At 74.9% G+C, this 11,315-nt stretch carries 12 protein-coding genes; 3 read left to right on the top strand and 9 right to left on the bottom strand.

Annotated features, from left to right (window positions below):
- Positions 1 to 5: 5 nt before the first annotated feature.
- The 4 genes from pstS to CBP52_RS15980 form a co-directional block, all read right to left on the bottom strand.
- The gene (pstS, locus tag CBP52_RS15995; protein WP_094181794.1) at positions 6 to 1,130 is read right to left on the bottom strand and encodes a phosphate ABC transporter substrate-binding protein PstS; all 1,125 of its coding nucleotides are present in this window, start codon (positions 1,128 to 1,130) and stop codon (positions 6 to 8) included.
- A gap of 125 nt (positions 1,131 to 1,255) precedes the next feature.
- Complete coding sequence (locus tag CBP52_RS15990; RefSeq protein ID WP_094181793.1) at positions 1,256 to 1,975, bottom strand: response regulator transcription factor; 720 nt, start codon at positions 1,973 to 1,975, stop codon at positions 1,256 to 1,258.
- Positions 1,972 to 3,204: a cell wall metabolism sensor histidine kinase WalK gene (locus CBP52_RS15985; protein WP_094181792.1), complete on the bottom strand. Its 1,233-nt coding sequence runs from the start codon at positions 3,202 to 3,204 to the stop codon at positions 1,972 to 1,974. The genes CBP52_RS15990 and CBP52_RS15985 overlap by 4 nt, the downstream gene beginning before the upstream one ends.
- Before the next feature lie 103 nt (positions 3,205 to 3,307).
- A complete protein-coding gene (locus CBP52_RS15980; RefSeq protein WP_094181791.1) occupies positions 3,308 to 3,733 on the bottom strand; it encodes a DUF6325 family protein in 426 nt (141 codons plus the stop codon).
- Between the two features lie 211 nt (positions 3,734 to 3,944).
- Between CBP52_RS15980 and phoU the strand changes: the two genes are divergently transcribed.
- Complete coding sequence (gene phoU, locus CBP52_RS15975) at positions 3,945 to 4,616, top strand: phosphate signaling complex protein PhoU (RefSeq protein ID WP_094181790.1); 672 nt, start codon at positions 3,945 to 3,947, stop codon at positions 4,614 to 4,616.
- A gap of 42 nt (positions 4,617 to 4,658) precedes the next feature.
- On the opposite strand, the gene CBP52_RS15970 is transcribed toward phoU, so the two are convergent.
- The 5 genes from CBP52_RS15970 to CBP52_RS18415 all read right to left on the bottom strand — a co-directional run bounded on the left by CBP52_RS15970 (position 4,659) and on the right by CBP52_RS18415 (position 9,478).
- Entirely contained in the window at positions 4,659 to 5,012 is a 354-nt protein-coding gene (locus CBP52_RS15970; RefSeq protein ID WP_094181789.1) for a hypothetical protein, read from the bottom strand.
- A gap of 201 nt (positions 5,013 to 5,213) precedes the next feature.
- Positions 5,214 to 5,951, bottom strand: coding sequence for a phosphoglyceromutase (locus CBP52_RS15965; protein WP_094181788.1), 738 nt, complete (start codon positions 5,949 to 5,951; stop codon positions 5,214 to 5,216).
- Between the two features lie 89 nt (positions 5,952 to 6,040).
- Positions 6,041 to 7,372, bottom strand: coding sequence for a glycosyltransferase (locus CBP52_RS15960; RefSeq protein ID WP_198303621.1), 1,332 nt, complete (start codon positions 7,370 to 7,372; stop codon positions 6,041 to 6,043).
- Between the two features lie 182 nt (positions 7,373 to 7,554).
- Entirely contained in the window at positions 7,555 to 8,730 is a 1,176-nt protein-coding gene (locus tag CBP52_RS15955) for a beta-propeller fold lactonase family protein (protein WP_094181787.1), read from the bottom strand.
- Positions 8,731 to 8,767: 37 nt separating this feature from the next.
- Positions 8,768 to 9,478 carry an ROK family protein gene (locus tag CBP52_RS18415; protein ID WP_232514811.1) on the bottom strand — a complete coding sequence of 237 codons (711 nt, stop codon included), beginning with the start codon at positions 9,476 to 9,478 and terminating at the stop codon, positions 8,768 to 8,770.
- 62 nt (positions 9,479 to 9,540) lie between these two features.
- On the opposite strand from CBP52_RS18415, the gene CBP52_RS18410 reads away from it, so the two are divergent.
- Positions 9,541 to 10,059 carry a hypothetical protein gene (locus CBP52_RS18410; RefSeq protein WP_232514546.1) on the top strand — a complete coding sequence of 173 codons (519 nt, stop codon included), beginning with the start codon at positions 9,541 to 9,543 and terminating at the stop codon, positions 10,057 to 10,059.
- A 51-nt stretch (positions 10,060 to 10,110) separates the two neighbouring features.
- Complete coding sequence (gene xylA / locus CBP52_RS15945; protein ID WP_094181786.1) at positions 10,111 to 11,301, top strand: xylose isomerase; 1,191 nt, start codon at positions 10,111 to 10,113, stop codon at positions 11,299 to 11,301.
- Positions 11,302 to 11,315: the final 14 nt, after the last annotated feature.

Here is an 11,315-nt window from a genome sequence, read left to right as displayed (position 1 = left end):
TTGCGTCAGCCGACGCTGATCGCGTCGACCGCGGCCTTCGCGTCGGCCGCGAGCTCGGCGGGCAGCGGGGCCGAGCCGGCGGCGGTCTGCGCGGCGGCCTGGCCCTCCTCGCTCACCACGTAGCCGAGCAGACCCTTGACCAGGTCAGCGGTCTCCTGGTCGTCGTAGGTGAGGCACGCGACCGCGTACGACACGAGGATCACCGGGTAGGCGCCGGCCGCGGTCGTCGTGCGGTCGACCTTCACGGCGATGTCGTGCTCGCCGCGCTCCTCGTCCCGCGGGGAGGCCGCGAGCGCCGCGGCGGCCGACTCGGCCGACGGGGCGACGAACGCGTCGCCGACCTTGACGCTGACCTTGCCGAGCTCGGCCGGGACCGCGGACTCGTCGGCGTAGCCGATCGTGCCCTGCGCGGCCTGGACCGCCTGGACCAGGCCCGAGGTGCCCGTGCCGGACTCGCCGCCCTCGACGGGCCAGTCGTCGGCGCCCTCGTCGGTCCACACGTCACCGGCCGCCTTGTTGAGGTAGTCGGTGAAGTTCTTCGTGGTGCCCGAGCCGTCCGCGCGGTGCACGGGCGTGATCGTCAGCGCCGGGAGCTCGACGTCGGGGTTGTCGGCCTTGATCGCCGCGTCGTCCCACGACGTGATGTCGCCGCGGAAGATCTTCGCGACGGTCGCGGGCGCGAGCTTGAGCTCGGTGACGCCCTCGAGGTTGAACGTGATCGCGATGGGCGAGATGTACACGGGGATGTCGATGGCCTCGCAGCGCGCGGCTGCGGACTCGATCTCCTCGGGCTTGAGCGCCGAGTCCGAGCCGGCCCAGTCCACGCCGCCGTCGATGAACTGCTGACGACCGCCGGACGAGCCGACCGGGTCGTAGTTGACGGTCACGTCCGGGTTGCTCGTCTGGAAGCCGGCGCGCCAGGCGTCCATGGCCTTCTCCTGCGACGACGCACCCGCGCCGTCGAGCTCACCGGACAGGGTGCTCGTCTCGCCGGACGTCGTCTCGCCGGCACCCGGCGCGGCCGAGGCGTCGGTGTCGAGCGGGTCGTCCGATCCGCAGGCCGCGAGCGACAGGGCGAGTGCGCCGACGAGGGCGACCGCGCCCACGCGGCCGTGGAGGGAGAGCTTCACAGTGGGTCCGTCCTTCGATCAGGTGCGCACCGGGGTGTGCGCGCACCGGAAGGTTGCCGCCTGGACGTGACCGCTCCCCGGGCACCGGGTGAACCCCGGGTGAACGCTGGCCGACGATCCCCTGCTCAGGGCTGCGCGGGCAGGTCCTCGAGCTTGTAGCCCAGGCCCCGGACCGTCACGAGCAGCCGCGGCTCGGCCGGGTCCGGCTCGATCTTCGCGCGCACGCGCTTGACGTGGACGTCGAGGGTCTTGGTGTCGCCCACGTAGTCCGAGCCCCAGATGCGGTCGATGAGCTGGCCGCGCGTGAGCACGCGGCCCGCGTTGCGCAGCAGCAGCTCGAGCAGCTCGAACTCCTTGAGCGGGAACGCGACGAGCTCGTCGTGCACGTGGACGGTGTGCCGGTCCACGTCGAGCCGCACGGGACCCGAGACCAGCACGTCGTCGTCCTCGTCGTCCGGCGCGGGCGCAGCGGGCGCGGCCGACGACGAGCGGCGGCGCAGCACGGCGCGGATGCGCGCGACGAGCTCGCGCGACGAGTACGGCTTGGTCACGTAGTCGTCGGCGCCGAGCTCGAGGCCGACGACCTTGTCGATCTCGTCGTCCTTGGCGGTCAGCATGATGACGGGCACGTCGCTCGTCGTGCGCAGCGTCCGGCACACCTCCGTGCCGGGCAGGCCCGGGAGCATCAGGTCGAGCAGCACGAGGTCCGCGCCGTGCGCGTCGAACTGCACGAGCGCCTCGGGACCGGTCGCGGCCTCGACCACCTCGAAGCCCTCGCGCCGCAGCGCGTACGTCAGGGGGTCGCGGTAGGACTCCTCGTCCTCGACCACGAGGATGCGGGTCATGAGGCGCTCCGGTGCGGCACGTGCTCTCCCTCGTCGGGGCTCGTCTGGTCGTGCAGGTGCTGGTCCTGCGGGTGCTGGTCCTGCGGGTGCTGGTCGTGCTGCTCGTCGGGGACGCGGGGCAGCCGGATCGTGAACGTCGAACCGCGGCCGGGCTGCGACCACACGGTGACGTCGCCGCCGTGGTCCGCCGCGACGTGCTTGACGATCGACAGCCCGAGGCCCGTGCCGCCGGTCTCGCGCGAGCGCGCCGCGTCCACGCGGTAGAACCGTTCGAACACGCGCTCCTGGTCCGCGGCGGGGATCCCGATGCCCTGGTCGACCACCGCGATCTCGACGAGGTCGCCGACCTCGCGCACCCCGATCCCCACGTGCGACGCCTCACCCGAGTACGCCACGGCATTGTCGACGAGGTTGCGCACCGCGGTCACCAGCAGGTCGTGGTTGCCGAACAGGTGCACGCCCGTGTCGCCGCCCACCTCGAGCCGCACGCTCTTCGCGGTCGCCGCGGTCCGCGCCCGGTCCACGGCCTCCGCGACCACCGCGTCGAGGTCCACCGTCGACAGGGGCCCGAGCGCGCCCGCGACCTGCAGGCGGGACAGCTCGATGATCTCGTGCACGAGCGACGACAGCCGCTGCGCCTCCGACTGCATGCGCCCCGCGAACCGGCGCACCGCCTCCGGGTCGTCCGCCGCGTCCTGCACGGTCTCCGCGAGCAACGACAGCGCGCCCACGGGCGTCTTGAGCTCGTGGGACACGTTCACGACGAAGTCGCGACGCACCGCCTCGAGGCGTCGCGCCTGCGTGAGGTCCTCCGCGAGGACGACCAGGTGCCGGTCGCTGACCTGCGCGACGCGCACCTGCACGAGCGACGTGCCGCGCCCCACGGGGCGGTCGACCTCGAGCTCCTCGTCGCGGATCACGCCGTCACGGCGGACCTGCGCGACCAGGTCCCGGATCGCCGGCGGCGCGATGCGGCCGTTGCGCACCAACCCGAGCGCGTACGCGGGCGCGCTCGCCCGCACCACCTCGTCGGACGCGTCGAGCACGACCGCCGCCGAGCGCAGCACGGCGAGCGTGCGCACCAGCCCGTCGTCGACCTCCGGCTCGGGCTGCGCCGGTGCCGTGCGCTGCGCGCGCTCGCTCCACCGGAACGCGAGCACCGAGCCGAGCCCGACGAGCACGCCGAGCAGCCCGATCACGAGCGGCGTGAGCCCCGTCCCGTCGTTCACGCCTCCACCCTAGGCGTGACCAGCGGGGCGCAACGGCCGCGCGACGCCCCCGCTGCCAGACGCTCGTCCAGCGTTCACCGTGCGTTCACCGCGCCCGCCGCCGTCAGCGCGCGGGCGGCCCCTCGATGACCGCCGCGACCACGTCGTGCGGGATCCGCTCGGTCGACCGGAGCATCCCGCCCGCGTCGCGGATCGAGGCGACCAGCCCCTTGGACCACAGGTGCTCGACCACGATGAGGAGCGCCGAGGTCCCGGGCCGCAGGCCCTCGCCGACCTCGTCGATGTCCTCCTGCCCGACCAGCCCCGCACCGACGAGGTCCAGCCCGTGCACACCGAGCTGCTCCCCGACCTCGAGGGCCTCGGTCACCTCGAGGTCGCCCTCGGCGGTGCGCTGCACGCGCACGAGGTCGATCAACCGCACCTGGGGCTGGCGCGCCAGGCGCGTGATCTCCTCCCGCACCGGCGACGGGATCGCGTCCTGCGGGAACTCGAGCACGACGAGCTCCACCGTGCCGTACGACGTCGCCATCGGCACCTCCGGAGATCAGCCCCCTGCTCCCTGCACCCCCATCGTGTCCCAGACGGGCCGTCCGCGCGCGTCGTGCCGGTCATGGCGGCGGTCCGGGCCGCCGGTCCGCCGCCGCGCGTTCACCGCAGCGGCCCCGGCCGTTCACCTGGGTCTGTCACCGTGGGCGCCGACCGGACGGGCCTCGTCGTGCCCGCCGACGGGAAGGACTGACATGCGGGACATCTTCGACGCCGAGCTCACCCAGCTCGGCGAGGACCTCGTGGCCATGAGCCGCCGGGTCGAGCGCGCCGTCACCGACGCCGGTGTGGCGCTGCTGACCGCCGACCTCGCGCTCGCCGAGTCCGTCATCGCCGACGACCTCGGGATCGACGCGATGGAGCGCGACCTCGACGAGCGTTGCGTGCTCCTGCTCGCGCAGCAGCAGCCCGTCGCGACCGATCTGCGCATCGTCGTCTCCGCGCTGCGGATGAGCTCGACGCTCGAGCGGATGGGCGACCTCGCGCGGCACGTCGCGCAGGTCGCGCGCGGCCGCTACCCCGGCCACGCGGTGCCCGAGCCGCTCGCACCGACGTTCGCGCAGATGCACGACGCCGCGGTGCGCGTCGCGCGACGCACGACGACGCTGCTCGAGAACCGCGACGTCGCGCTGGCCGGCAGCATCGAGGCCGACGACGACCTGCTCGACGGCCTGCACGAGGACACGTTCACCGCGCTGCTCGGCGGCGCGTGGACCGGTACGCCGCAGGAGACCGTCGACGTGACGCTCCTGGGCCGGTACTACGAGCGCTTCGGCGACCACGCGGTCTCGGTCGCGCGCCGCATCACCTACCTGGTCACGGGCACGACCCAGCCCACGTCCGACGGCCTGCCGACCCCCGCCTGACCCCGCACCCGACCGCCGCCCCACCGCCGCGGTGCGAGCGGCTCAGCCGCGCAGGGCGGCGGTCCAGGCGACCGCGGCGACGCTCGCCGCGGCGAGCGCCACGAGGATCGCGACGCGGGCCGCCGCCGGCAGGCGCCGTGCCGCGAGCGTGGCGACGCCCGCGCCCAGCACCGCTCCGAACGGGACCGCGATCGCGACGATCGTGTCGAGCCCCCGCTCGGGCTCGCAGCCCTCGGGCGGCGGGAAGATCGCGGGGCACGACGGCCCGTTGCCGGCCGCGGTGAGGAACGCGACGTACGCCACGACGGCGAGGCACACGCCCGCCGCGAGGCACGCGCCCCGCACCCAGCCGCCCTCCGTGCGCACGGTCTCCCGCCGCTCGATCGTGGTGCTCATGCGTCGACCTCTCCTCGGGTGCGTCCTACCCGCCTCGTGTCGCGAGGCGTCCGCTTCTTGCCGACTCGCCCGGTCCGTCGCTGCACCCGCGGGTGGGGGCGGCGCGGATGCGACGGGGCCATGGGTGCCGGGCCGCCTCCGCACCCGGGGACGACGAAGGGCCGCCTCCCGGTGAGGAGGCGGCCCTTCGCGGTGGGTCGGTCAGCGGCCCTGGTTGGCGACCGCGGCGATCGCGGCCTCGGCCGCGGCGGCGTCGAGGTACGTGCCGCCCTTGACGACCGGCTTGAAGCTGTCGTCGAGCTCGTACACCAGCGGGATGCCCGTGGGGATGTTGAGCCCGGAGATCGTGTCGTCGTCGATGTCGTCGAGGTACTTCACGAGCGCGCGGATCGAGTTGCCGTGCGCGGCGACCAGGACGGTCTTGCCGGCCTGCAGGTCCGGCACGATGCCCGACTCCCAGTACGGCATCTCGCGCTCGAGGACGTCCTTGAGGCACTCGGTCAGCACGACCGGCTCACCGGCGTAACGCGGGTCCGTGTCCTGCGAGAACTCCGAGCCGGGCTCGATCGCGGGCGGCGGGACGTCGTACGAGCGGCGCCAGAGCATGAACTGCTCCTCGCCGAACTCCTCGAGCGTCTGCTTCTTGTCCTTGCCCTGCAGCGCGCCGTAGTGGCGCTCGTTGAGGCGCCACGAGCGCTTCACCGGGATCCAGTGCCGGTCCGCGGCGTCGAGCGCGAGGTTCGCGGTGGTGATGGCCCGGCGCAGCAGCGAGGTGTGCACGACGTCCGGGAGGATGCCGGCGTCCTTGAGCAGCGCACCGCCGCGCTTCGCCTCCTCGACGCCCTTCTCCGAGAGGGCCACGTCGACCCAGCCGGTGAAGAGGTTCTTCGCGTTCCACTCGCTCTCGCCGTGGCGGAGCAGCACCAGGGTGTACGTCATGTGCCCATCCTGCCTCAGCACGGCGCGGGGGTCGCAGGGACGTCCGTCCCCCGGGCACGCTCGCGGGCGCGGGTACGACGAGCGCGCGGTCAGCCCTGGGCGCGCGCGCCGCGGGCCTCGCGGGCGACCGCGTAGACCTTGAGCAGCTGGTCCGCGGCGCTCTCCCAGCCGAACCGCTCGGCGGACCGCCGGGCGGCGGTGCCGAACTCCGCGAGCCGGTCCCGGTCGGCGAGCGTGTCGGCGAGCACACCGGCCCAGCGCCGCGGGTCGTGCCCGCGCACGAGCATCCCGGAGACGCCGTCGTCGACGATGCTGCGCAGCCCACCGACGGCCGCGGCGACGACCGGCACGCCCGCGGCCTGCGCCTCGGCCGCGACGAGCCCGAACGACTCGGAGCGCGACGGCATGGCGACCAGGTCGGCCGCGTGGTACCAACCCGCGAGCTCGTCCCGGGCGGCGGGCGGACGCACGACGAGCGAGTCGCCGACGCCCGTGATCTCCGCGAGCGCCTCGAGCTCGCGGACCGCGGTGGTCCGGCCCGACGGACCGCCGAGCACGACGAGCAGCGGCACCGGGCGGCCGGTCTCGCGCAGCACCCCGAGCGCGCGGACCAGCACGTCGGGGGCCTTGAGCGGCTGCACGCGCCCCGCGAACAGCACGACGTCGCGGTCCGCGGGCAGCCCGAGCGCGGCCCGGGCAGCGGCACGCTCGTCGGGCGGGACGGGGGCGAAGCGCTCGAGGTCCACGCCGGGCTCGACGACGTGCACGCGCGCGGGGTCGGCGCCGTACAGCTCGACGAGCTCGGCGGCCTCGGCGGGCGTGGACGCGACGAGCGCGTCGGCGTCGGCGACCACCTGCTCCTCGCCGAGCACGCGCGCGGGCGGCTCGGGCTGGTCCCCGGGCGCGAGCGACGCGTTCTTGACCTTGGCCAGGGTGTGCGCGGTGTGCACGAGCGGCACCTCCCAGCGGTCGGCGGCGATCGCACCGACCTGCCCCGAGAGCCAGTAGTGCGAGTGCACGACGTCGTACCAGCCGGGCCGCCGCGCGGCCTCCCACCGCAGGACGCCCGCGGCCATGCCGCACAGCACGCCCGGCAGGTCGTTCTTGTCGAGCCGCTCGAACGGGCCCGCGGGCACGTGGTGCACGACGACGGGCGGGACGACCCCGGCGGGCACGTCGCACGCGGTGAGCACGTCGCGCACGCGCTCGGGCGAGTCCTCGATCGTCAGGGGCGTGCCGTCGGCCTCGACGCCGGGCAGGACGACGTTCTCGGGCAGGTCCGACGAGGTGGCGCGCGTGAAGATCTCGACGCGCGCGCCGCGGGCCGCGAGCGCGCGCGACAGCTCGAGCACGTAGACGTTCATGCCGCCCGCGTCGCCCGTGCCGGGCTGCTCCAGCGGCGAGGTGTGCACCGACAGCATCGCGATGCGCGGTGCGCGTTCCACGGATCCTCCTGCTGGTCGTCCGCTCCGGCGTGGGATGCCGGGCGGGGTGCCGGGCGGGCTGCTGGGCGGGGTTGCTGGGCCAGGGTGCGGGGACATTGTCGCCTCGGCGGCGGCCGCCCGCGCCGCACCGCGCGTCGCGTCCGCCTGCTGGGACGCGCTCAGGGGTGCGGCAGCACGCACGTGGGCGACGGCAGCGGCACGCGCGAGCGCACCGGGTCGGCGCCGGGGGCACCCGCAGGGTCCGCCTGGGCGGTCAGCAGCACGCGGTCGACCACGACGAGCTCGCCCGCACGCTCGAGGGCGACCACCACCCACCGCCCGACGACCGCGAAGTGCCGCGGCCAGGAGCCGCCGAGGTCCGCGGACCTCCCGGCGCCGAGCAGACCGTCGTCGCCGACGGCGTACGCGGTCAGCACGTCGGTGCCGCGCACCGCGACGAGCACCGTCCCGGAGTCGACGACGAGGTGCGACGGCTGACCGGGCGCCGGGCCGGCGGCGCCGCCGACGACCGCGGGGACCGACTGCACGAGCGTGCCGGTCGCGGTGTCCCGGTCCCACGCGAGCACGTGCACCGCGACGTCGAGCTCACCCGCGACGTAGGCGAACCTGCCGTCGGACGAGAAGTCCAGGTGCCGCGGCCCGGTGCCGGGCGGGAGGGTCGCGGCCACGCCGTCGGGCGTCGCTGTGCGGCCGTCCCACAGGTACCGGCGCACCTCGTCGGTGCCGAGGTCGACGACGAGCACGTGCCGTCCGCCGGGCGCGAGCGCGACGAAGTGCGCGTGCGGTCCCTCCTGCCGGTCCTCGCGCGGCCCGTGGCCCGCGTGGCCGAGCACCGCGGGCTGGTCGCCGCGCAGCGCGCCGGTCTCGTCGAGCGCGAGGACGCCGAGCGTGCCCGAGCCGTAGTTGGCGACGAGCAGCGCGTGCTCGGTCGCGAGCAGGTGGCAGGGGTACGCACCGCCCGAGGGGACGAACGCGTCGGGTGCGAGCGTGCCGTCGTGCGGCAGCAGGCCCGCGACCCGGCCCGCCTCGTCCTCGAGCACCGCGTACACGCGGGTGCGCACGTCGTCGGGCACGGAGGTCCCGTCGGGGACGGAGGTCCCGTCGGGCGCGAGGACGTCGTCGGGGGCCGGGGTCCCGTCGGGGGCCGTGACCTCGTCGGGCGCCGTGGGCGCGCGCAGCGCGAGGAACGACGGCGCGGGCAGCTCGGTGCGCAGGCGCGCGCCGGTCAGGGCGCCCGTCTCGTCGTCGAGGAGGACGGACCAGACGCCCTCACCCTGCCCCACCGGCGTGCCGGCCCCGGCGACGGGGTAGGTCCCGATCCACAGCTCAGTCACCGGGCGAGTCTAGGCAGCGAGCGCCCGGAGCCGCCGGTCAGGGCGTGAGCCAGGCCGTGGGGTCGGCGACCACGCGGTCGCGCACGGCGTGCGTGGCGCCGGCGACGGCGGCGTGGCTCCCGGCGCGCGCGACGTCGACGCTGGGCTCCGCCCAGGGCGCGGCGAGCACGTGCGCGCGCAGCGCGGCCAGCACCGGCTCGCGCACGTGGTCCGCGAGCCGCGCGTACGTCCCACCGAGCACGACGTGCGGCACGTCGACGGTGTTGAGCACGTTGGCGAGCGCGACGCCGAGCGCCTCCCCGGCGCTGGCGACCGCCGCGAGCGCGGCCGGGTCGCCCGCGGCGAGGGCCGCGACGAGCGGCTCGACGCCCTCGTCGCGCGGCAGGCCGGCGGCGCGCAGCATCGCGTCCTGGCCCGCGACCTGCTCGAGCTGGCGGGAGCCCGCGACGAGCGTGTGCCCGAGCTCGCCGGCCCAGCCGTGCCGGCCGCCGAACACGCGACCGTCGAGCACGATCGCGGCACCGATGCCGACCTCGCCGGAGACCAGGACGAAGCTCGCGAGGCCCTCGGGCCGCCGCACGCGGGACTCGGCCAGCGCGGCGAGGTCGGCCTCGTTGGCGAGGGTCGGGCGGTGCTCGGCGAACGTGCGGGACGACTCGGCGAGGACGCGCACGACGTCGACCTCGCGCCAGCCGAGGTTGGGGGCGAGCAGCAGCGTGCCCGTGCTGCGGCCGACGAGGCCGGGCAGCGCGACCGCGGTCCCGACGACGCGGGGGGCGACGCGGAGGGCGGGGGCGGCGCGGAGGACTGGTGCGGCGCGGACGGCTGGTGCGGCGGCTCGTCGTCGGGCGCCGGCGGCCGCGCGCGCGCCTCGTCGAGCACCTCGTCGGCGACCGCGCCCAGGACGCGCAGGACCACGTCGGGGTCGGAGCCGCGGTGGTCGGCGTGCCGGACCCGCTCGGCGAGGACGTCCCCGGCGAGGTCGACCGCGCGCACCGCGAGGTAGTCGACGTTCACCTCGGCGCCGATGGCGACGAGCGTGCCGCCCGCGGGGACGAGCGGGACGGCGGGGCGCCCGGCACGCTGGGTGGGGACGGGGTCGAGCTCGGCGAGCAGGCCGCCCGCGACGAGCCGGTCGACGAGCGCGGAGACGGTCGCGCGCGTGAGTCCGGTGGCCGCGGCGACGTCGGCGCGGGACGGTGGGGTGGTGCCCGTCGCCGCCGCGCCGAGCACCTCGCGCAGCACGAGACCCAGGTTGAGCTCGCGCAGGGTGCCCTGCCGCGCCGCCGGACTCTTCACGGGCTTGACCCTAGCCGTTCTCGCGCATAAGTTCATCCATACAACAAATACCCACCCCGCTCGATGACGAGAGGTACCGAGATGGTGCGCAAGCCCACCCCCGCTGACAAGTTCTCCTTCGGTCTGTGGACCGTCGGCTGGAACGCCCAGGACCCGTTCGGCGCCGCCACGCGCCCGTGGCTCGACCCGGTCGAGTCCGTCCACAAGCTCGCCGAGCTCGGCGCGGCGCACGTGACGTTCCACGACGACGACGTGGTGCCGTTCGGCTCCTCGGACGCCGAGCGCGAGAAGATCCTCGACCGCTTCCGCGGCGCGCTCGCCGAGACCGGCATCACCGTCGAGATGGTCACGACGAACACGTTCACGCACCCCGTCTTCAAGGACGGCGCGTTCACCTCGAACGACCGCCGGGTGCGCCGCTACGCGCTGCGCAAGATCCTGCGCAACGTCGACCTGGCCGCGTCGCTCGACGCCGACACGTTCGTCATGTGGGGCGGCCGCGAGGGCGCCGAGTACGACTCCGCCAAGGACCTGTACGCCGCGCACCAGGCCTACGCCGACGGCATCGACACGGTCGCCGCGTACATCAAGGAGAAGGGCTACAAGCTGCGCATCGCGCTCGAGCCCAAGCCCAACGAGCCCCGTGGCGACATCCTCCTGCCGACCATCGGCCACGCGCTCGGCCTCATCGCCAAGCTCGAGAACGGCGACATCGTCGGCCTCAACCCGGAGACGGGCCACGAGCAGATGGCCGGCCTGAACTACACCACCGGCCTCGCGCAGGCGCTGTGGGCCGAGAAGCTGTTCCACATCGACCTCAACGGCCAGCGCGGCATCAAGTACGACCAGGACCTGGTCTTCGGCCACGGCGACCTGTTCTCCGCGTTCGCGACCGTCGACCTCATCGAGAACGGCTTCCCGGGCGGCGGCCCGAAGTACACCGGCCCGGTGCACTTCGACTACAAGCCCTCGCGCACCGAGGACTTCGACGGCGTGTGGGAGTCCGCGCGCGCCAACATGGCCACCTACCTCCTGCTCAAGGAGCGCGCCATCGCGTTCCGTGAGGACCCCGAGGTCAAGGAGGCCATCGAGGCCGCCGGCGTGCTCGAGCTCGCCAAGCCGACGCTCAACGAGGGTGAGACGCTCGCCGACTTCCTCGCGGACCGCTCCGCGTTCGAGGACTTCGACGTCGACGCCGTCGCCAAGCACGGGTTCGGCTTCGTCCGCCTCAACCAGCTCGCGCTCGAGCACGCGCTCGGCGCGCGCGGCTGACCCTCTCCACGGGA

Origin of the sequence: Cellulomonas sp. PSBB021, assembly GCF_002240455.1 — a bacterium.
Lineage (GTDB): Bacteria > Actinomycetota > Actinomycetes > Actinomycetales > Cellulomonadaceae > Cellulomonas > Cellulomonas uda.
The sequence above is the reverse complement of the archived record's forward strand: the minus strand, read 5'-3'. Positions and strand labels throughout refer to the sequence as shown.